The sequence below is a fragment of the Variibacter gotjawalensis genome, from assembly GCF_002355335.1.
GTDB classification, from domain to species: domain Bacteria; phylum Pseudomonadota; class Alphaproteobacteria; order Rhizobiales; family Xanthobacteraceae; genus Variibacter; species Variibacter gotjawalensis.
On sequence record NZ_AP014946.1, the window covers coordinates 3201122 to 3228058 of the forward strand.

27 protein-coding genes and 2 tRNA genes are annotated in these 26937 nt (G+C 62.1%); 5 read left to right on the forward strand and 24 right to left on the reverse strand.

Annotation, left to right across the window (positions count from 1 at the left end):
- Positions 1-1311 carry a serine hydroxymethyltransferase gene (glyA, locus tag GJW30_RS15560; protein WP_096356902.1) on the reverse strand — a complete coding sequence of 437 codons (1311 nt, stop codon included), beginning with the start codon at positions 1309-1311 and terminating at the stop codon, positions 1-3.
- Positions 1312-1533: 222 nt separating this feature from the next.
- On the opposite strand from glyA, the gene GJW30_RS22725 reads away from it, so the two are divergent.
- Positions 1534-2418, forward strand: coding sequence for a hypothetical protein (locus GJW30_RS22725; protein ID WP_130364513.1), 885 nt, complete (start codon positions 1534-1536; stop codon positions 2416-2418).
- Between the two features lie 62 nt (positions 2419-2480).
- Here GJW30_RS22725 and GJW30_RS15570 read toward each other — a convergent pair whose 3' ends face one another.
- The 7 genes from GJW30_RS15570 to GJW30_RS15600 form a co-directional block, all read right to left on the reverse strand.
- Positions 2481-3563 (reverse strand): L,D-transpeptidase family protein, encoded by a 1083-nt coding sequence (locus GJW30_RS15570; protein WP_245408529.1) that lies wholly within the window; start codon positions 3561-3563, stop codon positions 2481-2483.
- Positions 3564-3956: 393 nt separating this feature from the next.
- A complete protein-coding gene (ldtR, locus tag GJW30_RS15575) occupies positions 3957-4472 on the reverse strand; it encodes a transcriptional regulator LdtR (protein ID WP_096356908.1) in 516 nt (171 codons plus the stop codon).
- Positions 4473-4718: 246 nt separating this feature from the next.
- Positions 4719-5609, reverse strand: coding sequence for a 3-hydroxyisobutyrate dehydrogenase (mmsB, locus tag GJW30_RS15580; RefSeq protein WP_096356910.1), 891 nt, complete (start codon positions 5607-5609; stop codon positions 4719-4721).
- Between the two features lie 25 nt (positions 5610-5634).
- Complete coding sequence (locus GJW30_RS15585) at positions 5635-6060, reverse strand: DUF6163 family protein (RefSeq protein ID WP_096356912.1); 426 nt, start codon at positions 6058-6060, stop codon at positions 5635-5637.
- The gene (locus GJW30_RS15590; protein WP_096356914.1) at positions 6057-7097 is read right to left on the reverse strand and encodes an enoyl-CoA hydratase/isomerase family protein; all 1041 of its coding nucleotides are present in this window, start codon (positions 7095-7097) and stop codon (positions 6057-6059) included. Before GJW30_RS15590 ends, GJW30_RS15585 begins: the two co-directional genes overlap by 4 nt.
- 61 nt (positions 7098-7158) lie before the next feature.
- Positions 7159-8466: a TMEM143 family protein gene (locus tag GJW30_RS15595; protein ID WP_096356916.1), complete on the reverse strand. Its 1308-nt coding sequence runs from the start codon at positions 8464-8466 to the stop codon at positions 7159-7161.
- 6 nt (positions 8467-8472) lie between these two features.
- Entirely contained in the window at positions 8473-9612 is a 1140-nt protein-coding gene (locus GJW30_RS15600) for an acyl-CoA dehydrogenase family protein (RefSeq protein WP_096356919.1), read from the reverse strand.
- A 99-nt stretch (positions 9613-9711) separates the two neighbouring features.
- Between GJW30_RS15600 and hemB the strand changes: the two genes are divergently transcribed.
- Positions 9712-10776, forward strand: coding sequence for a porphobilinogen synthase (gene hemB / locus GJW30_RS15605; RefSeq protein WP_096356921.1), 1065 nt, complete (start codon positions 9712-9714; stop codon positions 10774-10776).
- Between the two features lie 135 nt (positions 10777-10911).
- Here the strand turns inward: hemB and GJW30_RS15610 are convergent, their stop codons facing one another.
- Positions 10912-12135: a threonine ammonia-lyase gene (locus tag GJW30_RS15610; RefSeq protein ID WP_096356923.1), complete on the reverse strand. Its 1224-nt coding sequence runs from the start codon at positions 12133-12135 to the stop codon at positions 10912-10914.
- A gap of 161 nt (positions 12136-12296) precedes the next feature.
- Here GJW30_RS15610 and GJW30_RS15615 point away from each other — a divergent pair, with 161 nt between their 5' ends.
- Together GJW30_RS15615 and GJW30_RS15620 are read left to right on the forward strand one after the other, a co-directional pair.
- Positions 12297-12851: an RDD family protein gene (locus tag GJW30_RS15615; protein WP_096356925.1), complete on the forward strand. Its 555-nt coding sequence runs from the start codon at positions 12297-12299 to the stop codon at positions 12849-12851.
- 143 nt (positions 12852-12994) lie between these two features.
- Positions 12995-13744 carry an arginyltransferase gene (locus GJW30_RS15620; RefSeq protein WP_096356928.1) on the forward strand — a complete coding sequence of 250 codons (750 nt, stop codon included), beginning with the start codon at positions 12995-12997 and terminating at the stop codon, positions 13742-13744.
- Here GJW30_RS15620 and GJW30_RS15625 read toward each other — a convergent pair whose 3' ends face one another.
- From GJW30_RS15625 to GJW30_RS15650, 6 genes are all read right to left on the reverse strand, one after another.
- Positions 13745-14536 carry a cyclase family protein gene (locus GJW30_RS15625; protein ID WP_096356931.1) on the reverse strand — a complete coding sequence of 264 codons (792 nt, stop codon included), beginning with the start codon at positions 14534-14536 and terminating at the stop codon, positions 13745-13747.
- Between the two features lie 9 nt (positions 14537-14545).
- The gene (locus tag GJW30_RS15630) at positions 14546-15448 is read right to left on the reverse strand and encodes an HpcH/HpaI aldolase/citrate lyase family protein (protein WP_096356933.1); all 903 of its coding nucleotides are present in this window, start codon (positions 15446-15448) and stop codon (positions 14546-14548) included.
- Positions 15448-16653 (reverse strand): CaiB/BaiF CoA transferase family protein, encoded by a 1206-nt coding sequence (locus GJW30_RS15635; RefSeq protein ID WP_096356935.1) that lies wholly within the window; start codon positions 16651-16653, stop codon positions 15448-15450. Before GJW30_RS15635 ends, GJW30_RS15630 begins: the two co-directional genes overlap by 1 nt.
- Before the next feature lie 247 nt (positions 16654-16900).
- A complete protein-coding gene (locus tag GJW30_RS15640; protein WP_130364515.1) occupies positions 16901-17119 on the reverse strand; it encodes a hypothetical protein in 219 nt (72 codons plus the stop codon).
- Positions 17120-17233: 114 nt separating this feature from the next.
- Complete coding sequence (locus GJW30_RS15645; protein WP_096356939.1) at positions 17234-17398, reverse strand: Flp family type IVb pilin; 165 nt, start codon at positions 17396-17398, stop codon at positions 17234-17236.
- Positions 17399-17922: 524 nt separating this feature from the next.
- Positions 17923-17999 (reverse strand) — tRNA-Asp (locus GJW30_RS15650).
- Between the two features lie 360 nt (positions 18000-18359).
- Here GJW30_RS15650 and GJW30_RS15655 point away from each other — a divergent pair.
- On the forward strand, positions 18360-18668 hold the full coding sequence (locus GJW30_RS15655; protein WP_096356941.1) for an HU family DNA-binding protein: 309 nt from the start codon (positions 18360-18362) through the stop codon (positions 18666-18668).
- A 49-nt stretch (positions 18669-18717) separates the two neighbouring features.
- Here the strand turns inward: GJW30_RS15655 and GJW30_RS15660 are convergent, their stop codons facing one another.
- The 9 genes from GJW30_RS15660 to lon all read right to left on the reverse strand — a co-directional run bounded on the left by GJW30_RS15660 (position 18718) and on the right by lon (position 26758).
- Positions 18718-19638, reverse strand: coding sequence for a DMT family transporter (locus GJW30_RS15660; protein ID WP_245408530.1), 921 nt, complete (start codon positions 19636-19638; stop codon positions 18718-18720).
- Positions 19639-19766: 128 nt separating this feature from the next.
- A tRNA-Val gene (locus GJW30_RS15665) sits at positions 19767-19842 on the reverse strand.
- A gap of 59 nt (positions 19843-19901) precedes the next feature.
- Complete coding sequence (locus GJW30_RS15670; protein WP_096356943.1) at positions 19902-20288, reverse strand: LCCL domain-containing protein; 387 nt, start codon at positions 20286-20288, stop codon at positions 19902-19904.
- Complete coding sequence (locus tag GJW30_RS15675; RefSeq protein ID WP_096356945.1) at positions 20285-21520, reverse strand: vWA domain-containing protein; 1236 nt, start codon at positions 21518-21520, stop codon at positions 20285-20287. The genes GJW30_RS15670 and GJW30_RS15675 overlap by 4 nt, the downstream gene beginning before the upstream one ends.
- Entirely contained in the window at positions 21517-22548 is a 1032-nt protein-coding gene (locus tag GJW30_RS15680; protein ID WP_096356947.1) for an AAA family ATPase, read from the reverse strand. Before GJW30_RS15680 ends, GJW30_RS15675 begins: the two co-directional genes overlap by 4 nt.
- A gap of 77 nt (positions 22549-22625) precedes the next feature.
- Positions 22626-23528, reverse strand: coding sequence for a DMT family transporter (locus tag GJW30_RS15685; protein WP_096358862.1), 903 nt, complete (start codon positions 23526-23528; stop codon positions 22626-22628).
- 31 nt (positions 23529-23559) lie between these two features.
- On the reverse strand, positions 23560-23979 hold the full coding sequence (locus GJW30_RS15690; RefSeq protein WP_096356949.1) for a type II toxin-antitoxin system VapC family toxin: 420 nt from the start codon (positions 23977-23979) through the stop codon (positions 23560-23562).
- On the reverse strand, positions 23976-24215 hold the full coding sequence (locus tag GJW30_RS15695) for a FitA-like ribbon-helix-helix domain-containing protein (RefSeq protein WP_096356951.1): 240 nt from the start codon (positions 24213-24215) through the stop codon (positions 23976-23978). Before GJW30_RS15695 ends, GJW30_RS15690 begins: the two co-directional genes overlap by 4 nt.
- Positions 24216-24328: 113 nt before the next feature.
- Positions 24329-26758: an endopeptidase La gene (gene lon / locus GJW30_RS15700; RefSeq protein ID WP_096356953.1), complete on the reverse strand. Its 2430-nt coding sequence runs from the start codon at positions 26756-26758 to the stop codon at positions 24329-24331.
- Between the last annotated feature and the right edge of the window lie 179 nt (positions 26759-26937).

Below are 26937 nucleotides of genomic sequence, written 5' to 3' on the forward strand. Positions count from 1 at the left end.
TTAGCCGTTATAGATCGGGAAGCGTCCGACCAGGGTCTTCACCTTCTCGCGCACTGCGGCCTCAACCAGCGAGTCCTCGGTCGTGCCCTTCTGCGACAGCACGTCGAGCACTTCGGTGATCAGATCGCCGATTTGCTTGAACTCCGCGATGCCGAAGCCGCGCGTCGTTCCGGCCGGCGTGCCAAGGCGAATGCCCGACGTTACGGCCGGCTTCGCGGGATCGAACGGGATGCCGTTCTTATTGCAGGTGATGTGAGCGCGGCCGAGCGCCTCCTCGGAAACTTTGCCGGTGAGATTCTTCGGGCGCAGATCGACCAGCATGAGATGCGTGTCGGTGCCGCCCGACACGATGTCGAAACCGCGCGATTTGAGCGTCTCGGCCAGCGCTTTCGCGTTGTCGACGATAGCCTTCGCATAAGCGCGGAACGACGGCTGCAGCGCTTCGCCGAACGCAACGGCCTTCGCGGCGATCACATGCATCAGCGGGCCGCCTTGCGTGCCCGGGAACACCGCCGAATTGACGCGCTTTGCGAGGTCTTCCTCGTTGGTCAGCACGAAGCCGCCGCGCGGACCGCGCAACGTCTTGTGCGTCGTCGAGGTGACGAGATGCGCATGCTCGATCGGATTCGGATGAATGCCGCCCGCGACCAAACCCGCAAAATGCGCCATGTCGACCATCAGACGCGCGCCAACGGAATCCGCAATCTCACGGAACCGGCGGAAATCGATCGTGCGCGGATAAGCAGAGCCACCAGCAACGATCAGCTTCGGGCGATGCTCGGTCGCGAGGCGCGCGACTTCATCATAATCGATGCGTTGATCGTCCTGCCGCACGCTGTACGGCACGATGTTGAACCACTTGCCCGAATAGTTCACCGGCGAGCCATGCGTGAGATGTCCGCCGGCGGCGAGATTGAGCCCCATGAACGTGTCGCCGGGCTGCATCACGGCCATGAACGCCGCGAGGTTAGCCGACGCACCGGAATGCGGCTGCACGTTCGCAAACTTGGCGCCGAAGAGCTTCGTCACGCGCTCGATCGCGAGCGTCTCGACCTCGTCGACATACTGGCAACCGCCGTAGTAGCGCTTACCCGGGTAGCCTTCCGCATACTTGTTCGTCAGCACCGAGCCTTGTGCTTCGAGCACGGCCCGGCTGACGATGTTTTCCGACGCGATCAATTCGATCTCGTCGCGCTGGCGGCCCAGCTCCTTGCCGATCATCTGGAAAATAGCCGGATCGGCGTCGGCCAAACTGGCGGTGAAAAAATCGCTGGCTTTCGTCGCTTGCGCGGACGACGGAGAAGCGGTCATTCGAAATCCTCGGATATGGCGAAGCGCGGAGCGAACATAGGCCCGCGTGAGCAAGTGCGAGATAACACAAGGCGGCCCGCAGCGCCAAGACGCTCCGTCCACTGTCCCGCGTCAACCAAACGGGGAAATTATTACCACGCCGCCCCGATTTATGCTTTGATGTGAAGGCTTTGCTGTCAGGCAGACCTCACAATCAAGAAGACTGGAAGGGGATACTGGCGTATGTCGTGGAAAATATTCGGCGCGGCGGTTTTGCTGGCCGCCGGCCTGCTGGACACAGGAGTCGCAGCAGCAAGCAGCAATAATAACGAGATTGCGAACCAAGATAATCTAGCCGTATCGGCGCAAAATCGGCGCGGCGGGGGCAGTTTCCGAGGTGGCGGCAGCTTCCGTGGCGGTGGGTTTCGCGGTGGCGGGCGCCCGAACTTCGGTGGGGGTCGTCCGAATTTCCGCCCGTCTTACGGCGGCCGGCCATCAGGCGGTCGTCCGACCGGCGGCGGTCACGCGCGCTACGGCAGCCGTGGCACCACCACGGGCGGTCACGCCCGTTACGGCAGCCGAGGGACGACTACAGGCGGCCATTATCGGTACGGCAGCCGGGGCCCGACAGGCGGCCACTACCGCTATGGTAGCCGAGGCACAACGGGCGGGCACTATCGATACGGTAGCCGTGGCACTACGGGCGGTCATTACCGATATGGCAGCGCCGGCAATCACTACCGCTACGGCAGCCGCGGCTTCCATCGCCGCAGCTACAGCTGGGGCACGACCTACACGCCAGGCTATGTTGCACCTGTCGCTCCGGCATATCCGGTGACGCCGTCCTATCCGGCAGCGCCCTCGTACCCAGCAGCGTCCCCGGCCCCGCGCCCGGTTTGCTACAGCTGCGGTGGCTGGACGCAGAACGGCTGCTACATGTCCTACCGCAAGTTCGTCGACGACAACGGCCGCGCTTGGCTCCGCTGCGTCGAGCGCTGCGAGACCGAGCCGCCGGAGCAATCGCCGCAGCCTCAGGGCGGATATCCTCCGCAAGGCGCTCCACAAGGTGGCTATCCGCCGCCGCAGGGCGGTTATCCGCAGAACGAGCCGATCCCGCAGCCGCAGTGATCGGATCCACAACAAAAAAGGCCCGGGAAACCGGGCCTTTTCTTTTAAATCAACGATGCCGATCAACCGCGCTGCGCGACCTGCCCCAAGCCATCGCGATTGTAGATATCATCGCGAAACTGCACGACGCCGTCCGGCGTCGCCCATGCCGTCACATACACCCAGTGCAGCGGAACGGGCTTGATCATGCGCGCATCCTTCCGCTCGCCGCTCTTGATCGCCTGATCGACTTCAGGACGCGACCAATTCGGCGTTTCGGCAAGAAGCCACGTGACGAAGTCGCGCACGTTCTGCACGCGTACGCAGCCCGACGAGTGAAAGCGGAAATCGTCGCCGAAGAGATTCTTCGACGGCGTATCGTGCATGTAGACGCCGTGCGGGCTCGGGAAGTTGATCCGGATCGAGCCCATCGAATTGAAGTCACCCGGATCCTGCCGGAAGCGATAGTTCACGGCTTCCTGCGAGTACCAGTTGATCTGGCCCGGCGGGACTTCGACGCCCTTGGGGTCGTAAACGCGGATGCGTTGCTTCACCAAATAGTCCGGCTCGGCCTGCATTTTCGGGATCAAGTCTTTCCGCACGATCGAGACCGGCACGGTCCAGAACGGGTTGAAGTTGACCTCGACGATACGGCTGTTGATATCCGGCGACGCCCGATCCGGCTTCCCGACGATCGCGGTGTGACGCGTGACGACGACGCCGTTCTCGATCGTCTCGATCTGGGCAGCCGGCAGATTGCACATCACGAAACGCGGCGGCAGCGACGATCCCATCGCGCGCAATCGCGGAAGATTGGTCTTGAGCTGATTGAGCCGCGCCTGCGCTGGCACATTCATCGCCGCCAGCGTCGCTTCATTGACGCGACCATCGACGGTCAACCCGTGACGCGCCTGGAAGCGCCGCACGGCCTGCTCGACGTAGGTATCATAGATGTCGCCCTGCCCGGCATTCGGGTCGAGATCGCTGCCCGCCGTCAGCCGCTGGCGCAACGCGACGACGCCTGCGCTCTTACGCCCGACACGCAGCGGCTCTTTTGGGATCGCGGGCCAACCGCCGCGCGCGACGATCGCCTCATAGCTCGGGATCGCCTGCTCGGTTGTCTCGACCGTCGCGGGCGATAACGTCGGCAGCGTCGACTTCGGCATGCGAACTGTTCGCGAGGCAGAGTCGAAGCCGCCGCCATCTTGTCCGCGCTGGTTCTGTTCCATGAGCTGATCGAGCAAAGTTTCCTGCGCGCGCGCCTTTGTCGCTAGCGCGGCGGCACCAAATATACCGGCAGCGCCTAAAAACCCGCGCCGGGTGTGTTTGCCGATAAGTGTCATATAACCGCCCGCTGCCGCACTATCCCGCAGCGCACAGCCGAAACTGGCGCAACGACTTGTAAACCATACGCCGGTGCCCGAATGCCCAAAAACATTAACCCCGATGCCAAGTCTCGCTAAAAACAAGCGGCGGCAATTTTATGTTCTGGCTCACAACCAAACGAAAAAAGCGCTCCGAAGAGCGCCTTTCCGAAGAGCCTCGCAGGGCCATCCGTCTCAGAGACGATAAAGGATCTGGTCGGTCCAGAAGCGCTCGAGGCGCTGCAGCGACTTGTTCAGGGTCGCAAATTCTTCAGCCGAAATGCCGCCGACCTGCTCGACCGTACGGACGTGCTTTTTGTAGAGCTGATCGACCGTATCGCGCACTTCACGGCCCTTTTCGGTCAGCTTGATGCGAACCGAACGGCGATCGACGCGCGAGCGCTGGTGATCGAGGAAGCCCATCTCCACGAGCTTCTTCAAGTTATAAGAGACGTTTGAACCGAGGTAATAACCGCGGGTGCGGAGTTCGCCGGCGGTGAGTTCCTTGTCGCCGATATTGAACAGCAACAGCGCCTGGACCGCGTTCATGTCGTTGCGACCGCGGCGATCGAATTCGTCCTTGATGACGTCGAGGAGCCGGCGATGCAGACGCTCAACCAGCGTCAAAGCTTCAAGATACAGCGGCTGGATGTGGTCGTACCGGTTCTGACGTTCGACCGGTTCAATCGGCTTTGCGGCAACGGGTTTCATAGATCACGCCCTTCTGTCTATTGTATTTACTGCGGGGCCCTGCTTCCCCGTTCTGACAATCAACTTAAGGCATGCGATCTAAGATCGGCTTAAATTCTACGATAAAGATTGTATTTATCCGCGATAGTGAATCATCTCTAACTACTTAGAACACAATCGGATTTACCAACGATTCACTTCACGAAATTGCACCAAAACGCGACACGGTATGCGAGCACGACTTGGGCGCCGTGCTCGCACTTCTGATCACTTCGCTTGGCGGATTTGCTGGACGATGCCGGAGAAATCACGCGCCGCATTGCCGCTGTCCGCATACTTCTCGTAGAGCTCGGCCGCATGCGCACCGATCTCGGTTTTGGCGCCGGCCGACTTCGCCGCGTCCTGCGAAAGCTTCATGTCCTTGAGCATCATCGCGCCCGTAAAGCCCGGTGCGTAGTCGCGATTGGCTGGCGATGTCGGCACGGGGCCGGGCACCGGGCAATAGTTCACCATCGCCCAGCACGAACCGGACGACTTCGACGCGATGTCGAACAGCTTCTGCGCATCGAGCCCGAGCTTCTCGGCGAGCACGAAGCCTTCCGACACCGCGAGCATCGATATGCCGAGGATCATGTTGTTGCAGATCTTCGCGGCCTGTCCGTTGCCGGCGCCGCCGGCATGCACGATCGTCTTACCCATCTGCTCGAGATACGGCTTAGCGCGCGCGAATGCTTTGTCCTCGCCGCCGACCATGAACGTAAGCGTCGCGCCTTGCGCACCGCCCACGCCGCCGGACACCGGCGCATCGACCATGTCGAGGCCTTTTTCTTTCGCCGCAGCCGTCACGGCGCGTGCGCTGTCGACATCGATCGTCGAACAATCGATCAGCAGTGGATTGCCTTTTGCATTCGCGATGATGCCGTTCGCGCCCGTATAGACACCGCGCACATGTTGCCCGGCCGGCAGCATCGTGACGATGACTTCGCAGCCCTCGCATGCTGCCGTCGTGCTCGCCGCGCTCTTGCCGCCGGCAGCGCCGAGCTTTTCCAGCGCGTCCTTGCTCAGATCGAAGCCGACGACCTCGTGGCCCGCCTTGATCAAGTTGAGTGCCATCGGCAGGCCCATGTTGCCGAGCCCGATGAATCCGATCTTCGCCATTACGCTTCCTCCAACGTTTATTGTTTTATTCCGCAGTCTCGCGCGAGGCCATCAGCGCAAGCCCGAGATATCCCGCGATAGCGAGGCACTCCATCAGGATCACGACGAAGCTGCCGCCGAACACATCCGGAAACAGAACCTCGACCGCCGTCATTGACAAGGCCGCCGTGAGCCAGACAACGCCGCCCCAGGCGGCCGCGAGCCACAAGCCGATTGCTGCGACGAGATCGATGACGGCGAAGAAGATCGTAGCGGCCTTCCAAGCGACCGGCGCTGCGTCGAAGGCATAGCCGGTCTTATCGCCGATGCCGCAAACTTGCGCCCAATGGAACACGCCCTTGATCAGCGAGATGATAGCGAGGGCGCGCACATAGTAGATCAGCCACTGCGCCCAGACATTCGGTGTAACGCCGGCTGTGCTTTCGTCGATCGCGCGAAACGGGTCGCTCATGGCAGGCCGAGCTCCTTGTCGCCGAGCGACGCGAAGAATGCGCCGACATCGCCGACGCTGTCGAGCGTTTCCGGTACCCACACCGGCATTTGATCTTTGTCGATGATCGCGGCGCGCACGCCTTCGTAAAAATCGTTTTGATGGATGAGGCGGCTCACGATGCGATACTCGATGTTCAGACACTCATTGAGCGACGCGCCCGCGCCGTCACGCACCTGCCGCAGCGCTATCTTCAAAGCAGTCGGCGATTTTGCTCGAATGCCTTTCGCAGTCGCCAGAGCAAACTCGCTTCCGTCTGCGTCGAGCGAGTCAAAAATCTCTTCAACGCTATCCTTCGCGAAGCAAGTGTCGATCGTCTTGCGCTGCGTGACGACAGGTCCCGCACCGTCTGCCGTTTGCGCGAAGCGCGCCAGCGTCGTGTTGACATCGTCGCTCCCGCACAATGCGTCGAAGAGATCGATCCAACGCGACGACGGAACGTGATGCGTCGCGAGGCCGGTTGCGACCGCATCCGCTGTCTTGACGCGATCGCCGGTCAGTCCGCAATAAGTCCCCGTCTCTCCTGGCATTCGCGGCAGGAAAAATGTCGCACCAACATCGGGGAAGAAGCCGATTCCTACTTCGGGCATCGCAAACAAATATCGATCGCCCGCAACACGATGCGAACCGTGCACCGAAACCCCAACGCCGCCGCCCATCACGATCCCGTCGATCAACGAGACATACGGCTTAGGGTAATGTTTTATGTAGGAATTCAGCGCGTATTCGTCGCGCCAGAAGGTCAGCATTTCGTCGAAACGTCCGGCCTTGCCGCTTTCCCACAACGCGCGAATATCGCCGCCCGCCGAGAACGCTTTTCCGCCTTCCGCTTTGACAATGACGCGCGTCACTGACGCATCATTGACCCACGATTGGAGCGCATTGGTCAGCGCATGAACCATTGAGAGCGTCACGGCATTCAACGCCTGCGGGCGGTTGAGCGTTACGACACCCGCTTCGCCCCGTTTTTCGAACAGAATCTCCGCGTTTTCCGGCATTTCGTCCTGTTTGCGCTGATATCGACGTCAGGGTGTGCAGGCTCCATGGCGCCGCGTCAACCTAGACGCCGTCGATCGCTGCCGGAGCCCCGGCCGGAAAGAAACGGTGCCATACGGTGGCGAGACGGCTCGCGGCGTCGTTCAAGTGGACGCATGTGATGCGGCCTTGATCAACGCGCGCGAGACCGAGCCGCTGCAGCTTGCTCAGCGCATCCGCGACCTCGAATTTCACCACGACCGGGAAGCGCTCCTTGACCCAATTCTCGATCTCGACCTTCAGATCGTCAGCGCGGATACCTGGATGGCAGCGCGCGACGAGATACGTCACCAGCGCTTCCTTGTGGTCCTGATCCTCGGCCGCGCCCAGGATGTAATCGAAGAATCCCGCATTGTGATTGATGCTGCGGAAGAAGAAGTTCTCGGTGATCTGCTTGAGGTACCGCAAAGACTGGCGCTCGTAGCGCACCCATTGCCGAATGAAGAATCCGCCCAGCCCGACCAGCGCGCCGAGCGCCGCGAGCGCGGTCTTTACGTCCTCATCGCCGACGCTGGCGATGAGCCCGAGATAAAACCCGATCACAACAAACAGCACCGTGAGCGACGACACCAGCTTCAAGACGATCGGCACGCCGCCGACCAGCGCCGGCACGCCGAGAATGATGCGATCGAGCCACGTCATCGTGATGCGCGCATTCGGCAGCAGGATGTTGATGTCCGCGCTCGCGATATTGCGGAAGCATTTGATGATGACCGAACCCGGCACCATGTTGAGCCGCTCAAGCCGCTCGCGCTGCTTGTCGGAGTCAAGCGAACCGTAGGGCTTGATCGCCGCGAGCAGAACGACGTTGTCGTAGACGTCAATATCGACTTCGCGCTTGCGCAAGCCATACCAGGAGCGGCGCTCGAGCGTCTCCAAACGCTGCCCGCGACGGAAAAAGCGAAACTCGTAAAAGTCCTCAACCGGCGTATCGACCTCGAACTTCACGGCCGATTGCGTGTGATAAGACTTGCCGATCTCTTCCTGTGATATCTGGACGAAATTCGCGCCGGTGAGCAGCGAAATGAACGCGTCGGTGAATTGCCGATAGTTTCGCTCGAACACATCCGGCGCCATCTGCGTCTCGCCGATGTATTCCGGATCGACCGCGTAGTAGGCATCGCGCACCGCATCGAGCCGCGCGAAATACTCGAAGTGGAAGATCGCTCCGAGCAGCCGGTTGAGCTGCATCACCGCGGTCTTGTCGGCTGCCGGCACCAGCTCCTTGTCGTCCAGCAATGCGTCCAGCAATTCCGATTTGCGGATCGGCAGGAAGTGATCCCGCGTGTCGGTGATCGCCTCCCAACTCGCCTGCTCGACCGCGTCCGTCATGCGCGGTCAGTTCCCCATCAGATCGCGGCTAACGATCATCCGCATAATCTCGTTGGTGCCTTCGAGAATCTGATGCACACGCACATCGCGCAGCACGCGCTCGATCGGATGATCCTTCAGATAGCCGTAGCCGCCATGCAGCTGCAGGCAGCCATTCACCGCGTCGAAGCCGACGTCGGTCGCGAGCCGCTTTGCCATCGCGGCTTGCCGCGTCGCACCGGGCATCTTGTCGTTCACCGAGATAGCCGCACGCCACAGCATCAAACGCGCAGCGTCGAGTTCCGTCGCATAGTCCGCGATACGAAAGCGCAGCGCCTGGAAGTCCGCGATGCGTGTGCCGAACTGCTTGCGTTCGCGCATGTACGCGATCGTGCGGTCGAGGCAGAATTGCGCCCCACCGATCGAACACGCGCCGATGTTCAAACGCCCACCATCGAGCCCCGCCATCGCGATCGAGAAGCCCTGCCCCTCCTCACCGACGAGGTTCGCGACCGGCACTCGGCAATTTTCGAAGTTCACCGCCGACGTCGGCTGCGACTTCCAGCCAAGCTTGCGCTCCTGCGCGCCGAACGAGAGCCCAGGCGTACCCTTCTCGACCACCAGGCATGAGATGCCCTTCGGTCCCGGCCCGCCGGTCCGCACCATGCAGACGTAAACATCCGACACGCCGCCGCCCGAGATGAACGCCTTTGACCCATCGAGCACATAGTGGCCGCCGTCGCGCCGCGCCTTCGTCGTGAGGCTCGCGGCGTCGGAGCCGGCGCCCGGTTCCGTCAGGCAATAGCTGGCAAAATGCTCCATCGTGCAAAGCTTCGGCAGGAAGCGGTTGCGCAGATCGTCGCTGCCGTAAGTGTCGATCATCCACGCTGCCATGTTGTGGATCGAGATATAGGCGGCGGTCGACGTGCAGCCCTGCGCCAGTTCCTCGAAGATCAGCGCCGCATCGAGTCGCGTCAGCGCCGAACCGCCGACATCTTCCTTAACGTAAATGCCGCCGAAGCCGAGCGCGGCGGCTTTGCGCAGCGTTTCGACCGGAAACGTCGAGTTTTCGTCCCATTCGGCCGCATGAGGCATCATTTCGTCGCGGGAAAAGCCCCGCGCCATGTCCTGAATGGCCTGCTGCTCCTCGGTAAGCTGAAAATCCATATCCTCGCCCTGACGGACTGTTCTAATTTCGATATAGAGGACGCATAGATCACGAGACACCCGGCTGGCTAGCCCCGCTGGATTTCGCCGGAGACCGCCATGGCCATCAAATTCGGCCGCCCGATCGAGAACCGTACGCGCTTCGTTCCCGTCGAAGCCGAAGCCACGAAGCCGACGCGGCTCGACCTGACGACGCGCCCGCGGCGCAACCGACAAACTGAATGGGCGCGCCGCCTCGTCCGCGAGAACGTGCTGACCACAGACGATCTCATCTGGCCGCTGTTCGTTGCCGAGGGCACCAAAGGCCGCGCACCGGTTGCCTCGATGCCGGGCGTCGACCGTCTCTCCGTCGACGAAGCCGTCCGGGAAGCCGAGCGCGCCGTGAAGCTCGATATTCCGTGCCTCGCGCTATTCCCTTACACCAATCCCTCGCTGCGCGATGCCGACGGCAGCGAAGCCCTCAATCCGGAAAACCTGGTCTGCCGCGCGGTCCGCGCCATCAAGCAGGAATTCCCGCTGATCGGCATCCTGTGCGATGTCGCGCTCGATCCTTACACCAGCCACGGCCACGACGGCCTGATGCGCGACGAAACGATCCTCAACGACGAGACCGTCGAAGTCTTGGTCAAGCAAACGCTCGTCCAGGCCGAAGCCGGCTGCGACATCATCGCGCCGTCCGACATGATGGACGGCCGCGTCGGCGCGATCCGCAAAGCGCTCGATGAGTCCGACCACGGCGGCGTGCAGATCATGGCCTATGCGGCGAAATACGCATCCGCCTTCTACGGGCCTTTCCGCGACGCAGTCGGCTCGTCAGGCACGCTCAGGGGCGACAAGCGCACGTACCAGATGGACCCGGCCAACACCGACGAGGCGATCCGCGAAGTCGAACTCGACCTCGCCGAGGGCGCCGACATGGTGATGGTGAAGCCGGGCATGCCGTATCTCGACATCGTGCGCCGCGTTAAGGACACGTTCGGTGTGCCGACCTTCGCGTACCAAGTCTCCGGCGAATACGCGATGATCATGGCGGCCGCGAATAACGGCTGGCTCGACGGCGAAAAGGCGATGCTCGAGAGCCTGCTCGCCTTCAAGCGCGCGGGCGCCGACGGCATCCTCACCTACTTCGCGGCACGCGTCGCCGAAAAGCTCAAGCAGCGCTGATCGACATTACGTGCGCCGTAGCCCGGATGAAGCGCCATACGGCGCGAAATCCGGGACGAGCATTTAACGCAAACTCCGCTCCCGGATTTTGCTCGGCTTCGCCTCGCTTCATCCGGTCTACAAAGACCAGCTACGTCAGTCGATCATCTCGCTGGTGATCATCTCGACTTTCATGTGCCCCTGCGAATTGAGCCGCTCGAACACCATTTCGGCGTGGGCGCGATCGCGCACCTCGACCGTGATGTCGAGTCGCGTGCCCTTCGCCGGCACATCAAGCAGACGCCGCTTGTGCTCGACCTCGAGCACGTTCGCGCCAAGCTCGCCGAGCGTTGTCGAGATGAGGCCGAGCACGCCCGGCCGGTCCGGGATCGTGAAACGGAATGCGACGATGCGATCGCTGCGCTCGAGATCACGCAACACGACCGACGCCAGCAAGCGCGGATCGATGTTGCCGCCGCACAGCACGAGCCCGACCTTCTTGCCGCGGAAGCGCTCCGGCCGCGCCAGCATGGCGGCAAGCCCTGCCGCACCCGCGCCTTCCGCGATCGTCTTTTGCAAGGTCAGGAAAGCGTTGACGGCACGCTCGAGCTGCACCTCGTCGACCAGAATGATCTCGGAGACGAGATCGCGCACGATCGGCAGCGTCAGTTTGCCGGCGTCCTTCACCGCGATGCCCTCGGCGAGCGTCGGTCCGCCGATCGGCAGATTGCCACCGCGCAGCGCATTGTGAAACGACGGATAGAGTTCGGCTTCCGCACCGACGATGTCGATGTCCGGCTTGATCGCCTTGGCCGCGATCGCCATGCCGGAGATCATACCGCCGCCGCCGACCGGCACGATCAGCGTATCGAGCTCCGGACAATCCTCCAGCATCTCGACCGCGATCGTTCCCTGACCGGCGATCACGAGCGGGTCGTCGAACGGATGCACGAAGGTGAGTTTCTTCTCGGCTGCAAGCTCATTCGCCCGCGCAAAGGATTGCTCGACCGTCTCGCCGTGGAGCACAACGTTGGCGCCAAACGCGCGCGTCGACTCCACCTTCACATGCGGCGTCGTCACCGGCATTACGATCATCGCCGGAATGCCCAGCCGCTTCGCGTGATAGGCGACGCCCTGCGCGTGGTTGCCGGCCGACATCGCGATCACACCGAGCTTCGCTTGTTCGGACGTCAGCGACGAGAGCTTATTGAGTGCGCCGCGCTCTTTGAACGCGTTGGTTGGCTGCAGGTTCTCGTATTTGACAAACACTTCCGCGCCGGTCAGCGCCGATAAGCGCTGCGCCGGCAGCATCGGCGTGCGCAGCACCTGTCCGTCGAGAACCTGACGGGCCGCCTGAATATCCTTGAAAGAAACGCTCATAATAGCTCCGGGGCACAAAACCGTGCCTCTAGGCGCTCGAAGTAGCAGATTGGGCGCTACGGGCAAGTCGTGGAACCAGGAACGCCGGCCCTCGGTTAACCCCTTGCGGCCACTGACCTAAGTCACCACTTGACGCCGCGAGCTTGTTTGGAGGGGAAAACATGTCCCAGACGCAGTACCAGCAGATCGGTGTTTCGGCGGACCCGCGTCCGCACGTTTACGACCCGGTTACGCAACCGGAATACTTCGAAGGCGTCCGAACACGCCGTATGGTTGCGTGGCTGATCGACGTGGTGATCGTAGCCTTCTTGACGGTTCTCGCGTTTGTCGCGCTGTTCTTCTTCGGCCTCCTCACACTCGGCCTCGGCTGGACGCTGTATCTCATCTTCCCCGCCATCAGCACGGTGATTGCCGTTTTCTACTACGGGCTTTGCTATACGGGCCCGAAGTCGGCGACGCTCGGCATGCGCTCGGTGGATCTCGAAATGCGCACGTGGTACGGCGGCCCGGTTTACTTCCTGCTCGGTGCCGTCCACGCGGTGCTCTACTGGATTTCCGTCTCGGTGCTGACGCCAGCGATCTTGCTTGTCGCGCTGCTCAACCCGCGCAAACGAACCCTGCACGACATGCTGCTCGGCACAATCGTCGTCAACGACGAGCAGCGCGCCCTGGCGCTGCGGCGCCCGGTCATCACCCCGCCGCCCGTCCGCGCTTAAATCCGACGTTAGGTCAACGGCTTATCGCGCGATGTTGATTTAGAGACATCGCGCAATTTCACCGAAGGCTTTGACGACTGGAGCCTTCCGCGTCACACTGATGAAGCATTCTGCAAGTCCCGAATAGGCAGTAAGCCGCTGACGTGACGCAACACTCCCGTGACACCCCGCAGTTCTATCTCACGGCGCCATCGCCGTGCCCCTATCTGCCGGGTCAGGAAGAGCGGAAGGTGTTCACCCATCTGGTCGGCGACAAGGCCGCCGAACTCAACGACCTCCTCACCCATGGCGGCTTCCGTCGCAGCCAGTCGATCGCCTATCGCCCCGCCTGCGAGAACTGTCGCGCCTGCACGTCTGTCCGCGTGCTGACCGCCGAATTCACGCCGACCCGCAGCCAGCGTCGCGTCATCGACCTCAACCGCGACCTCGTCGGCGAGGCGAAGGCCAGCGCACCGACCTCCGAGCAGTACTCGGCCTTCCGCGCCTACATCGATAGCCGTCACCGCGATGGCGGCATGGCGGACATGACCGTGCTCGATTACGCGATGATGGTCGAGGACAGCCACGTCAACACGCAGCTCATCGAATACCGCGTGCGCGGCATGGACACGTCGGTGACCGGGCGCGGCGAAGGCGAATTGATCGCAGCTGCGCTGACCGATCGTCTGAGCGACGGGCTATCGATGGTCTATTCTTTCTACGAGCCCGAACACGCCGCGCGCTCGCTCGGCACCTTCATGATCCTCGACCACATCGAGCGCGCGAAGGCGATGGGGCTGCCGTACGTCTATCTCGGCTACTGGGTGGCCGGTTCGCGCAAGATGGACTACAAGCGCCGCTTCCAGCCGCAGGAACGCCTGCACCCCGATCGCTGGACCCGCATCGACGAATAGCTATTCCGGCAAAATCGCTACCGCTCGCGTCCAACCGGCCGAGCCGCGATGCACCTTCACTGGGAAGCACACGATCTCGAAGCCGTCAGCCGGCAGCTTGTCGAGATTGGTCAGCTTCTCGAGATGCGAGTAGCCGATCTCGCGCCCGGCCCGATGGCCCTCCCAGATCAGCGAGGTGTTGCCGGTATCGCTGACGCGCTTTTTTGTGAACGAGAACGGCGCGTCCCAGCTCCAGCCGTCGGTGCCGACGAGACGCACGCCGCGCTCCAGCATCCATAGCGTCGCGGCTTTGCCGATCCCGCAGCCCGCGTTGATGTAGTCGTCGTGCCCGTAGCGCTCGGCCGCGCGCGTGTTGACGACGACAATCTCGAGCGGCTTCAGCGAGTGCCCGATGCGCTTGAGTTCGGCCTCAATGTCGCCGGGTGTCGCGACGTAGCCGTCCTCCATGTGCCGGAAGTCGAGCTTTACGGCCGGGTTGAAGCACCATTCGAGCGGCACTTCGTCAATCCGCCACGCCGGCTCACCGCCCTCCTTCACCGCGTGGTTCATCGTTGGGAAATAATGATACGGCGCATCCAAGTGCGTGCCGTTATGTGTCGAGATCGCGACGCGCTCGACCGCAGCGTAGACGCCGCCATCCGGCAACTCGGATGTCTCGATGCCCATATACGCCGCCATGCCGGGAGCGCTCATCGCATGATCGACATACTCGATCTTCGGCAGCATGTCGGGCGGATCGCTGGCGATGCCGGCTTTCAGCGCAACCGAGATATCGACGAAGCGGCGCGGCATGGAAACTCCTCAGACTTTCGGCGCGCGCTGAATGCGCGACTGGATCGCACGATGGCGCGCCAGCAAGGCTTCGGCGCGGATCACCACCGGCACGTCGATCATCTTGCCGTCAACGGCGATCGATCCGCGACCCGCCGCCGTCGCCGCCTCGTAAGCCGCAACGATCTTCTCGGCCGATACGACCTCTGCGGCGCTCGGTCCGAAGTGTTCGTTGAGGATCGGAATCTGCGCGGGATGGACCACCGACGCGCCCATGAACCCGAGCCCGCGCGAGCGGATCACCGTATCTTTGAAGCCATCGAGATCCTTGTAGTCCGCAACCGTGCCGATGAAGCCGAGCGGCATGATCCCGGACGCGCGTGCAGCAATCGCCAGCGTCTGCTTCGGTAGGAAATATGCCTCCGGCGTCGGCAGCATCCCGACATCGAGTGCGAAATCTTCGCCGCCCAAAACCATCGCGACGTTGCGCGGCGAAGACGCCGCTATTTCCGCCATCTTGAACCAAGCCGCCGCCGTCTCGATCATCACGCTGAACACAATCGTGCCTGGCGCGATGCCGCGCTCGACTTCGAGTTCGGTCACAACCTCATCGATCAGCCTTACATGATCAGCGCTGTCGATCTTCGTCAGCGCCAGCGCCTGCACCTCCGGCCACACGGCGGCTTCGAGATCGAGCACGGCTTGCCGCCACGGCCGATTGATGCGCACGACGATATCGGCGCCCTGCGCCGCGACCGTTTGCGCGGTCTCACGCAAAGCCTTCCGCGCGCCTGGACGCTCAGCCGCTGGCACCGCATCTTCGAGATCGAGAATGATCGCGTCCGCGCCGCGCTTCGCCGCGCCGTCGATAAACTTCTTCACGTTGGCGGGCACATACAAGAGCGAGCGCCACACCGGCAAATTCGCTTTCATCAGATCACTCCGCGCTTCCGGCAATCCTCGACCGCAACGGCGTCGAGCCCAAGCTCGCCGAGCAATTCCGCGTTATGCTCGCCAAGCGACGGCGCTGCATGGCGGATCGCACCGGGTGTCTCGGAGAGACGCGGCACCACGGCATGCATCGGCACCGAGCCCATCTCTTCATCGGGGTAGTCCATCAGGATCCCGCGCGCCTTCACGTGCGGATCGGCCACGAACTGATCGATGTCGTAAACGGGTGCCGCCGTCACCTCGGCGCGCTCGAACACCGCGAGCGCATCGTCGAGCGTCCGCTCCAGAATGAATTCGCGGATCGGTGCTTCAGCTTCCTCGGCATTTTTCACGCGGTCGGCGTTGGTGCGGAATCGCGGGTCGGTGATCATGTCGGGCCGCCCGACGGCGCGGAACAACCGCTCGACCATCCCTTGGATCGAGGCCGAGATCGCGATGAAGCGGCCATCCTTCGTCTCGAACACATTGCGTGGGCCGGCGGTCGCGGAGCGGCTTCCGGTGCGCGGCCTAACTTCGCCGGTCAGCTGATAGATCGCGGCTTCCGGGCCGAGGAGGGAATAGATCGGGTCGAGCAGCGGCAGATCGATCACCTGCCCTTTGCCGCCGCCGACCTCGATCGAGCGCAGCGCATTGAGCACAGCGGATGTGCCGTAAAGTCCCGCGATCATATCGGCGAGCGCGAGCGGCGGCAGCACCGGCGGCCGATCCGGGAAGCCGTTCTTGGCCGCGAAGGTCGACACACCCTCGACCAGCGTGCCGAAACCTGGGCGGTCTTTGTAAGGGCCATCCTGCCCCCACCCGGTCACGCGGACGATGATCAGTTTCGGATTGCGGGCGTGCAGCACATTCGGCCCGAAACCCATTTTCTCGAGGGTGCCCGGCCGATAATTCTCGATGAAGACTTGCGCCGTATCGACGAGCCGCATGAGCAGATCGCGCGCCTGCGCGTCGCGCAGGTTCAGCGTCACGCTTTTCTTGTTGCGCGCGTAGACTTTCCAATGAACGCTGAGCCCCTCGACGCGCCAGTCGCGCAGCGGATCGCCCTTCTTTGGGTCTTCGATCTTGATGACTTCGGCGCCGAAATCCGCAAGCTGCAGGCTCAGCATATTGCCGGCGACGAGCCGGGATAGGTCGAGAACGCGGATGCCCTTGAGAGGCCCCTGCGCGTCAGGTTGGAAGGAATGCAAATGTCATCGTCCCGGTCGACTGCGCTTTGCGGCGCCCCGCGCAACTAGACCCCAGCAACTGAGGCCTCGCAAGACCGGCGACCCAACGAAAAAACACCGAACGATGGAACCGAATCCATCGCGGCGTTTTATGGACGCAGCAAAAAACAGCGTCGGGGCGGCGATGTTCTCAGGATGGGCAGCGATCGTGATCGCGGCAGCTTTCGCCTACGTGGCGGCGTCGCCGTGGCTACCCTTCTAGCCTGAACTAAGCCCGCAATGCCGTTACGTTATCGGCAATCGGAAATGTCCGAACGAGCCGACCATCGTGGTTGAGCTCGATCACGCCGGCTTTGCCGAACAGCTTCTCGCAAAGCCGAACGGCCGCTTCATCATCGGGTGCTTTGATCTTGCTGATGAAAGCCTGAGCGCCGAGGCGGCTGATTGCGGTGTAGATTGACATCTTTTGGATCTCTTCTTCCGGCAAGTTGAAGTCCGCTCGCATAACGCGCTCGGCCGGGAAGAAGTTGCATCAGACCCAAACAAAAACGGCAGGCCGCAGACCTACCGCTGCCGACGAGATAAAGCCGACTCGCTCGCTTTAGTTGAGCGAGGCGGCTACAGACCCAAACTTGACATTCAGTCGCGTGCCGATGATCCCCAGAACTCCGATGATCACAACCGAAATCAACGCTGCAATCAGACCGTATTCGATCGCCGTAGCACCGGACTCGTCCTTCAGAAACTTCTTGATTTGCGCTCTCATTTTTTTCCGCCTTGTTTTTCAGTCTCGGCGGGAACAATACGACTGACATTTTTCACAAAGATTAAAGTGAGCGCCAACTTTCGGCGATACTCGTGCGTCAAAGTGGCGCAAAATGAACGAGTTAGAGGTTGCAAGGCGATCTGACGGCACGATATTACCGAACTGGTCGGTCGAGCACGCCTCAGTGAATTTGGCGAGAAACATCATCTGCTAACGATCGCCAGCGAACCGCCAGATCCCGCCAAATTCTCGCGTCTTCCTGATGTCTGGAATCATCGGCGCAGTGATCGCACCGGTCGGCTTCCTTGCTACAATCGTCCGGCGAGATATGTTCGTACAGTTCGTCCACGGCCATGCTGGTATCTCGCAGTTCGATAAGGCTTGGCGCCTTGCCGTAGCGAGTCGTATGCCTGACCCGTCAATTGATCGTCAGCGCGGTCCGAAGTTATTCGGCCATGCCATTCATCTGCGATGCGACGACGCGTGCCGCGCACGTTGTACGATTGCTGATGTGTCTGAAAAAATGGCGGGAGCGACGGGGCTCGAACCCGCGACCTCCGGCGTGACAGGCCGGCGCTCTAACCAACTGAGCTACGCCCCCAATCCGGGTTCGCGGCGATGCGCGACCGATGGGTTGGCGTGAGATACGGAACACGCTTGTCCAAGTCAAGCGAACGTTGCGGGCATTTGCGAGCGGCGCACAACGCGTCTCGCACCTGCGTCAAAAGCACCCGGTTTTCAGGCACTTTTGCGACTCGACAATGCGAAAGTTGCGAAAAGTGCTGATAAATACGGGAATCTCGCACCCACCCCCCTGGCGAATCGCGTGGAATCAGGCGTATTCGCAAAGCTCGGAAAACGAATTCCGGCGATATGCGCTCGATCCGTCGGGACATATCGCACCACAACAGCCCATGAGGGCCGTTGAGTCCCGTCCGCCTAACAGAGGAGGAATCTGAATATGGCAGCAGCAGCAGCAAAGTCGGCGACCCCGGCAACCGTCACGCTTAAGCACCTGGCAGCGAAACTCGCTGAGCAGCACGAACTGTCGAAGAAGGCCGCGGAGGCCATCCTCGCCGACGAAATCAGCCTGATCGTCAAGCACCTCAAGAAGGGCGACCGGATCCGCATCGGCGGTCTTGGCATCCTCCAGGTCCGCAAGCGCGCCGCCCGCATGGGCCGCAACCCGGCGACCGGCGAACAGATCAAGATCAAGGCTTCCAAAAAGGTCGCGTTCCGCGCCTCCAAGGAACTCAAAGAGTCGATCTAATTCGATTCTGCAGTCTTGCGAAAAATGCCCCGCTTCGGCGGGGCATTTTTTATGTCGCGCGGCCGAAGATCGCCTTACGCTCCGCGATCAGAATGCCGCCGACGACGAGCATGAGCGCGATCGCGTGGTAGAGGCCGAACGCCTCGCCGAGGATCGCGACAGAGAACAGCGCGCCGAACACCGGCACCAGATTGACGAACAGCCCTGCCCGACCTGGTCCGATGAGCTCGACGCCACGGATGAAGCTGCGCTGCGCGACAAATGACGGGAACAGCCCGACGAAAAGCGTGATGCCGAGCGCAAGCCACGAGAACGGCCACTGCGCCTTGCCGAGGGCAATCTCGATTGCGACAAGCGGAAGCGACGAGACGAATGCGCCGAACGCGAGCAGCGCGAACATCGCCTGCGGCGAGAGCGGCGGACGCTTGCGCAAAAACAGCGTGTAGGCCGCATAGCAGGCGGACGCCGCAACGATCAGCACGTCGCCGAAATTGAAGCGCAGCCCAAGCAAAATCGCGAGATCAGCTTTCGACGTGACTATCACGACGCCGATCACGGTGAGCAGGACGCCGAAGATCGCGACCGCGTCCATCCGCGTGCCGTAAAGCAGGAACGCCCCGATGAAGACGAAGATCGGGATCGAGCCTTGCAGCAGCGCGAGATTGACGGCGGTCGTGTAATGGCCACCGACATAGAGCGACGCCGCAAACGCCGTATATCCGATGAAGCCCATGATGAGGCCGAAGCGCCAATGCGGCGCGATCGCGCGCCACTCGCCGAATGTCTGCTTCGGCGTGAACAATCCAAAGCACGCGAGCACGAACAGCCAGCGTAGCGACGTCAGCACCATCGGCGATATCTCGCCAACCGCGAGACGTCCGCAGACCGCATTGCCGCCCCACGAAGCGGCCGCGATGGCGCACAAGAGATAGGCTCGGCGCGCGGTCGCCCGGTTCTCGATGGTCGTCACGCTCCCGCACCCATTCCATACGCGAGCGTCAAAAGCGTCCGCTGCGCGAGGCGTACTCTATCGCCGCGCGCTAGACCATGCAGGAAAGCTGATGCGAGCCATTCGCCGCGCGAATGCAGAGAGGGAAATGGTGGGCAGTGACGGGCTCGAACCGCCGACCCTCTCGGTGTAAACGAGATGCTCTACCAACTGAGCTAACCGCCCGGGTGCGCTTATCGCGCTTCGCGGACTACTTAGCCGCCCTCGCCGGTGCCGACAAGGTCCTAAACTCTCTCCAGCCGCCAGGCATATTGGTAGGGTCCGTATTCGGTGCTGGTGACGCCGTGGCGCGTCGTGGAGGGGAATTTTTCCGGCGGCGTCACAACGGTCACCTTGAGATATCCCGTCTCACCGGCCTTCAGAAGCCCGGCATGCACGGCTGCGGCACCGATGGTCGAATCCCCGCTGTAGATGTCGGTGCCCCAGAGCTGCCCCTCGATCAAGCCGGTGACGCGAAAGTAATAGGTCGCGCCGACTTTCTCGCACAGCCCATGCATCGACGCCGGCGCGTCGGACGCGACGAAGTTCTGCTCCAGGAGTTTGCGCAGCTGCCGCCGCGACAGCTTCCCTTTGCGGTCGAAATACGACACCAGCTCTTGTACGACCTTCATGGCGAAACTCCTCGTTGCATGGAGACGACGCGGCCGTACGGCGGCGCGAACGAACTTTGCGGCCGCGGCAGCGCCCACAGCACGCCATACGGCATCGCTTCGCCCGGATACGTAATGTCGCCGTCCGTGATGACGACCACCGCCGTGACCCGCGCATCGGCCGCCAAAGCCACCATCGCGGGCGACAGATCGCTGCCGCCGTAGCCGCGCACCTCATATTCGGCGAGCTCATGCGCCGCGACGGTCTCGTCGCCAGTAACGATGGTGTCGCACTGGACGACGCGGATATCGTCGACGCCCGCCGCCTCGCAGAAATCGCCGATCGCGCCGAGCATGTAGGGAATGTCGTCGCTCATCGACGCCGACGTATCGAGGATCACGTTGAGGATCTGCGTCGTTCGCTTGCGGCCCGGCAGCACGACAGTCGCGTGATCCGCGCCACGGCGCGAGGCGCGCGTATAGGTCCGCTCGCCTGGTGCCGAGCCATCAAGGATCGTCTGCAGCGCGACATGCCATGGCGTTTGGTAAAAGCCACGCTGCGCACGCACGGTCTGCTGCGTCTCGCCGCTCTCGAAGCCGCGGCCGCGCATGATGCCGAGTGCCTTGGCGATTGCCATCCCGTGCGCCGCAAGATCGCGCATCGCGCGCGCTCTCGCGGCTTGATCTTCGTTATCGCCCGGAAACATTTCGCGCTCGCGCTTGGCGTCTAGCACGTCGCCAGTCGTCCCCGGCTCGGCTTGCGCGGCTGCGCCGAGCACCTGGTCGAGCGTGACGACAACGCCCTCCCACACCTGCGTGCGCGACGACATGCTGTTCGCGTTGCGCCGCATCTCCAGCACGATCTCCTCGGCCGCCCGCTCGCGCGCACCCGGCATGTCGAGTCCACCGGCCGGAATCGTGCTCACGCCAAGCGCGTGCCGTAGCATGTCGTTGATGATGTAATCGTGCGCATAATTGAACTCGAGATGATGCGAGCCGCGCGCGCGTTCGTGCGTGCGTAGCGCGAGATGCAACAACTCATGCGCCAGCACGAAGACCAGATCGTCGGCGGAGAGCCGCGCCGTGAATGCCGGATTAGCGACGAGACGGCCGGATGCGAAGACGCCCATCGTCGGCACCCGCTCGTCGATGTCGACGCGCACGGCAGCGGCGAGCCCCGACAGATGCGGAAACGGCACCGTAACCAGGCGCAAGCCCCGCTCGATGCGCTGACGCGTTTCGAGATGCGTCATGTCGCGACTTTCTTAAGCAACGCGAACATCGCCTTGTCGGCGCCGAGCGCACCCCAGGTCTCGACCATGTCGGTGACGAGGATCAGCTGATGTTCATGCGACAGGCTGCGCAGGAAGCGGTTGATGACGGCAGGTTTGAACCCCTCAGCCAGGCCATCGCGAACAAACTGCCGGATGCAGTCGAGCACGAACCAGCGCGCCGAGTCGCCCTTCGGCAGATGCTCCGGATGCCGGATGTAATCTTCCAGCGGACGCATCGCGCCTATCTGTTCTTCGGCAAGCGCACAGAAGACGACCGCATCCTCCGGCGATAGCCGCCCGAAGGCGAGCGCGCGGCGCGTTTCATTGGTCAACACGCCCGCCTTCTCGGCCATGTCGAGCGCACGCGACAGCAGCGCCCATGCGCGCGGCGTCGAGAACGGCACCGGATCGGCCGGCACCGGCCGCATCAGCGCGTCCGGGATCGTGCGAACGAAGCTGCGGATCTCGTTGCGGACGCCGCGTTGCTGGGCCCATGTCAGCCATTCGTCGGTGTCGACTTTCAGCTGCAAAATGGTCACGCGGTTGACAAGCGCCGAACTCATCGCGCGCACCAACGCCCGGTCCTGCAGCCGGTTGCCGGCGGCCACCACCCACGTGCCGGGCGGCAACGCGTGCTCGCCGAGCCGCCGCTCCAGCAGCAGCGAATAGAACGCCTTCTGCACATCCGGCGCACAAGCCGGGAGTTCGTCGAGGAAGAGGCAGAATGGCTCCGGTTTCTCGGGAAGCAGAATGCGCGGCGGGCAGAACACCGAACGTTCGCCGACGATGCGCGGGATGCCCGACACGTCTTCCGGAGCGATCTGCGTTCCGAGCAGCGAACGGCACGGCAAGCCGGCCTCGCGCGCTGCTTCGTAGACGATATCGGATTTGCCGAGCCCGGGCGGCGACAGCAGCAGAAAGCTCTGCTCCTGCGCCATGCATTGGATCAGCTTCTTCGCCTGCCGCAACGTGACGACTTCGTCGAACGCACTCCGCGCGCCTTCCATGCTTCCCTCCTCGGCAAGATCAGCCGTGGCGGGCGCAAATGGTGGGAGCCGCTCGTTATGCTAGAGGCGCTGGCGAATTATTTTTCGGCCGCGATAGGCGTGGCTGCGACCGCCGGCCGCCCGGCATATTTACGAGCTCCGGCGACGCAGGCGACCACCGCCACCGCGCTCATCAACATCATCGTGCTTACGGTCTCGCCAAGCAGAGTCGCCGAAATCGCGAAGCCGAAGAACGGCTGCAGCAGCTGTAGCTGCCCCACCGCCGCGATGCCGCCCTGCGCGAGCCCGCGATACCAGAACACGAACCCGATCAGCATGCTGAACAGCGCCACATAGGCGAGCCCGATCCATGCCGGAATGCCGACGTTGCGGAAGGTCGGCGGCATCAGGATGAAGCTCAACACCGCCATCAGCGGCAGTGAGATCACCAGCGCCCACGAGATGACCTGCCAGCCGCCGAGCGTCCGCGAGAGCTTGGCGCCCTCAGCATAACCGAGGCCACAGACGACAATCGCCGCCAGCATCAGGAGATCGCCGATCGGCGCCGAAGACAGCCCGCGCGAGAAGGCAAAACCGACGACCACCGCGCTGCCGACGCACGAGAAAATCCAGAACGCCGGATGAGGACGCTCGCCGCCGCGCAGCACGCCGAAGATCGCGGTCGAGAGCGGCAAGAGCCCGATGAAGACGATCGAATGAGCCGACGTGATGTATTGCAGCGCCAGCGCGGTCAGCAGCGGAAAACCAACCACCACGCCGATCGCCGTGATGACGAGCGAACCGAGGTCGGATCGTTGCGGCCAGCGTTCACGGAAGACGAGCAGCAACGCCACCGCCAGCACGCCAGCGATAGCGGCCCGAGCGGCGGTGAGGAACAACGGGTCGAAATCCGCCACGGCCGCTCGCGTCGCCGGCAGCGACGCCGAGAAGATCACGACACCCAGCAAGCCGTTGATCCAGCCGCTCGTTTCCTTGGTCACGCTTTCCTCCAACCGCTTGTTGAAGCGGCGGTCACAAGTCCCAAGGATCAATCACGCTGAGACCTGCGGCCTTAAACGGCTTCACATCTCGGGTCGCAACGATGAGGCCATGTGCCATCGCAGTTGCAGCGATATATCCGTCGGTTGTGCCAATTGCGAGGCCGGACGACTTGGCGCGCGCCCGGATTGCAGCATAGGCATCGACAGCATCGGTATCGAATGGAAGAATGCGTTGCCCGAACAATGCAACAATACGGGCTTCTAGATCGCGGTTGAGCGCAGACTTCCGCTTGCCGGCCGGAAGCGCTGCAACCCCATATCGTAGCTCTGCCAAACTGATAGCACTAAGATAAAGCGTCTCAATCGCTTGGGCATCGAGCCAAGCCACGACCGGCGCGGCTGGCGCTTTTCGCAACGGTTCCGAAATCACGTTCGTATCGATCAGGATCATTCGAGATCGATAGTGCGAGCTGGTGTTTTGTCGCGCGTAATGTCGAGATCTACGCCACCCGCTTTGCGGCCGATAGAGGCAAGCTCAGAGCCTAACTTGATCCGTCCTTTCGGGCGCACAGCCGCATCGAGGATCGAACGAATTTCCGCCTCGGTACTACGTCCGCTCTCTGCAGCCCGTTGCTTCAATGCGCGGTGCGTGGCGGTGGAAAGATTTCTGATCGTCACAGCAGCCATCAGGATCACCTCTCATCGTATGATATCATATCAGCTTCGCTGATATCAAATATTTCAAAACAAAACCGGCGCCCCTTGCGGGACGCCGGCTTCGGCTTGGAACTTGAGGTCCGTTAGTGCGAGACGCGGCCGACTTCGGTCGTATCGCCGTCCGGCGTCGGGACGTCGATGCGCTTGGCGTTGAGCTCATCCCACTCGATGGGCTCCGGCTGACGCACCAGTGCGTGCTTCAGCACTTCGTCCATGCGAGAGACCGGAACGATCTCGAGCGCGCCCTTCACGCTGTCGGCGATGTCGGCGAGATCCTTCGCATTCTCTTCCGGGATCATCACCTTCTTGATGCCGCCACGGTGAGCTGCAAGGAGCTTTTCCTTCAGACCGCCGATCGGGAGCACCCGCCCGCGCAACGTGATCTCGCCCGTCATCGCAACATCGCGACGGACCGGAATGCCGGTCATGATCGAGACGATGGCGGTGACCATGGCAACGCCGGCCGACGGACCATCCTTCGGCGTCGCACCTTCCGGCACGTGCACGTGGATATCCTTCTTCTCGAACAGCGGCGGCTCGATGCCGAAGGCCACCGCACGCGAGCGGACGTAAGACGCCGCCGCCGAGATCGACTCCTTCATCACGTCACGCAGATTGCCCGTGACCGTCATTTTGCCCTTGCCGGGCATCATGACGCCTTCGATCGTCAGCAATTCGCCGCCGACCTCGGTCCAGGCAAGACCCGTGACGTTGCCGACCATGTCTTCCTGCTCGGCTTGGCCGTAACGATACTTCGGTGCGCCGAGATAGTGCTCGACGAGCTCCGGAGTGACCTTGATCGACTTCTTCTTCTTGTCGATCATCAGGTCCTTCACGGCCTTACGGATCAGGTTCGAAATCTCGCGCTCGAGGTTACGCACGCCCGCTTCGCGGGTGTAGCGGCGAACCAGGAACTGCAAGCCATCGTCGGTGATCGACCATTCCTTCAGCTCGAGGCCATGCTTGGCGATCGAGTGAGGGATGAGATGCTTGCGTGCGATCTCGACCTTCTCGTCCTCGGTGTAGCCCGCGATCCGGATGATCTCCATGCGGTCCATCAAGGGGCCCGGGATGTTGAGCGTGTTCGCCGTGGTCACGAACATCACGTTCGAGAGGTCATAGTCGACCTCAAGATAGTGGTCCGCGAACGTCGAATTCTGCTCTGGGTCGAGCACCTCAAGGAGCGCCGACGACGGATCGCCGCGGAAGTCCGCGCCCATCTTGTCGATCTCGTCGAGCAAGAACAGCGGGTTGGAAGACTTCGCCTTCCGCATCGACTGAATGATCTTGCCCGGCATTGAGCCGATATAGGTCCGGCGGTGACCGCGGATTTCGGCTTCGTCACGCACGCCGCCGAGCGACACGCGCACGAATTCGCGGCCGGTCGCCTTCGCGATCGACTTGCCGAGCGACGTCTTGCCGACGCCCGGAGGTCCAACCAAGCACAAGATCGGGCCGGTCAGCTTGTTCGCGCGCGCCTGCACGGCGAGATACTCGACGATGCGGTCCTTGACCTTGTCGAGACCGTAGTGATCGGAGTCGAGGATGGTCTGCGCGGCGGTGAGGTCGTGCTTGACCTTCGACTTCTTGCCCCACGGAATCGAGAGCAGCCAGTCGAGATAGTTGCGCACGACCGTCGCCTCGGCGGACATCGGAGACATCTGCCGCAGCTTCTTGAGTTCGTGCGTCGCCTTCTCGCGCGCTTCCTTCGAGAGCTTGGTCTTCTTGATCTTCTCTTCGAGTTCGGCGAGTTCGTCCTTGCCGTCCTCGTCGCCCAGCTCCTTCTGGATCGCCTTCATCTGCTCGTTGAGGTAGTACTCGCGCTGGGTCTTCTCCATCTGGCGCTTGACGCGCGTGCGGATACGCTTCTCGACCTGCAAGACCGAGACTTCGCTCTCCATCAGCTGAAGCACCTTTTCGAGGCGCGAGGACACGCTCGGCATTTCGAGCACGGCCTGCTTGTCGGAAATCTTCACCTGCAGATGCGACGCGACCGTATCGGCGAGCTTCGAATAGTCGTCGATCTGCTGCACCACGCCGATGACTTCCGGCGATACTTTTTTGTTGAGCTTCACATAGCTCTCGAACTCGTTGACGACCGAGCGCGCAAGCGCTTCGGCTTCAACCTGCTCGCCGGTCTGTGCCGCAAGCACGGTGGCTTCCGCTTCGTAATATTCCGAGCGGTCCGTGTACTTGACGACCTTGGCGCGCTCAGCGCCTTCGACCAGCACCTTCACGGTGCCGTCGGGCAGCTTGAGCAGCTGGAGCACGCTAGCAAGCGTCCCGTACTCAAAAATCGAGTCCGTCGCCGGATCATCGTCACCCGCATTCTTCTGGGTCACCAAAAGGATATGCGTGTCGCTCTTGAGGACTTCCTCGAGCGCCTTGACGGATTTCTCGCGGCCAACGAACAACGGCACGATCATGTGGGGGAACACCACAATGTCGCGAAGCGGGAGCAGCGGATAGGTCTTAACCTCGCCGGGTGCTGGCAGTGGCTTGGTTGTGGCCATGAATGTAGGTCCTTTCATTGCGCCACCTCGTATCGGCCCCTTTAAAAGGCTGCCGGCGCGAAGCGCGATAGACCGGGTCAGGACTGCGGCACTGTTTTGTCCGCAATATCAGGCGGGTACGTTTCACCTGCCCGGAATCATTCGTACGCGTTTGCGGAGTATTAGGTGGCCCTCACCCC

Bases quoted from the DNA above. Each gene is read 5' to 3' on its own strand.
- GJW30_RS15615 (WP_096356925.1), top strand. From the start codon at position 12,297: ATGTCCCAGACGCAGTACCAGCAGATCGGTGTTTCGGCGGACCCGCGT.
- GJW30_RS15690 (WP_096356949.1), bottom strand. From the start codon at position 23,979: ATGATCCTGATCGATACGAACGTGATTTCGGAACCGTTGCGAAAAGCG.
- GJW30_RS15680 (WP_096356947.1), bottom strand. From the start codon at position 22,548: ATGGAAGGCGCGCGGAGTGCGTTCGACGAAGTCGTCACGTTGCGGCAG.
- GJW30_RS15610 (WP_096356923.1), bottom strand. From the start codon at position 12,135: ATGAGCGTTTCTTTCAAGGATATTCAGGCGGCCCGTCAGGTTCTCGAC.
- GJW30_RS15670 (WP_096356943.1), bottom strand. From the start codon at position 20,288: ATGAAGGTCGTACAAGAGCTGGTGTCGTATTTCGACCGCAAAGGGAAG.
- GJW30_RS22725 (WP_130364513.1), top strand. From the start codon at position 1,534: ATGTCGTGGAAAATATTCGGCGCGGCGGTTTTGCTGGCCGCCGGCCTG.
- GJW30_RS15595 (WP_096356916.1), bottom strand. From the start codon at position 8,466: ATGACGGACGCGGTCGAGCAGGCGAGTTGGGAGGCGATCACCGACACG.
- GJW30_RS15655 (WP_096356941.1), top strand. From the start codon at position 18,360: ATGGCAGCAGCAGCAGCAAAGTCGGCGACCCCGGCAACCGTCACGCTT.
- GJW30_RS15585 (WP_096356912.1), bottom strand. From the start codon at position 6,060: ATGAGCGACCCGTTTCGCGCGATCGACGAAAGCACAGCCGGCGTTACA.
- hemB (WP_096356921.1), top strand. From the start codon at position 9,712: ATGGCCATCAAATTCGGCCGCCCGATCGAGAACCGTACGCGCTTCGTT.
- mmsB (WP_096356910.1), bottom strand. From the start codon at position 5,609: ATGGCGAAGATCGGATTCATCGGGCTCGGCAACATGGGCCTGCCGATG.
- GJW30_RS15645 (WP_096356939.1), bottom strand. From the start codon at position 17,398: ATGAGAGCGCAAATCAAGAAGTTTCTGAAGGACGAGTCCGGTGCTACG.
- GJW30_RS15675 (WP_096356945.1), bottom strand. From the start codon at position 21,520: ATGACGCATCTCGAAACGCGTCAGCGCATCGAGCGGGGCTTGCGCCTG.
- GJW30_RS15590 (WP_096356914.1), bottom strand. From the start codon at position 7,097: ATGCCGGAAAACGCGGAGATTCTGTTCGAAAAACGGGGCGAAGCGGGT.
- GJW30_RS15600 (WP_096356919.1), bottom strand. From the start codon at position 9,612: ATGGATTTTCAGCTTACCGAGGAGCAGCAGGCCATTCAGGACATGGCG.
- glyA (WP_096356902.1), bottom strand. From the start codon at position 1,311: ATGACCGCTTCTCCGTCGTCCGCGCAAGCGACGAAAGCCAGCGATTTT.
- GJW30_RS15695 (WP_096356951.1), bottom strand. From the start codon at position 24,215: ATGGCTGCTGTGACGATCAGAAATCTTTCCACCGCCACGCACCGCGCA.
- ldtR (WP_096356908.1), bottom strand. From the start codon at position 4,472: ATGAAACCCGTTGCCGCAAAGCCGATTGAACCGGTCGAACGTCAGAAC.
- GJW30_RS15570 (WP_245408529.1), bottom strand. From the start codon at position 3,563: ATGCCGAAGTCGACGCTGCCGACGTTATCGCCCGCGACGGTCGAGACA.
- GJW30_RS15630 (WP_096356933.1), bottom strand. From the start codon at position 15,448: ATGAAAGCGAATTTGCCGGTGTGGCGCTCGCTCTTGTATGTGCCCGCC.
- lon (WP_096356953.1), bottom strand. From the start codon at position 26,758: ATGGCCACAACCAAGCCACTGCCAGCACCCGGCGAGGTTAAGACCTAT.
- GJW30_RS15625 (WP_096356931.1), bottom strand. From the start codon at position 14,536: ATGCCGCGCCGCTTCGTCGATATCTCGGTTGCGCTGAAAGCCGGCATC.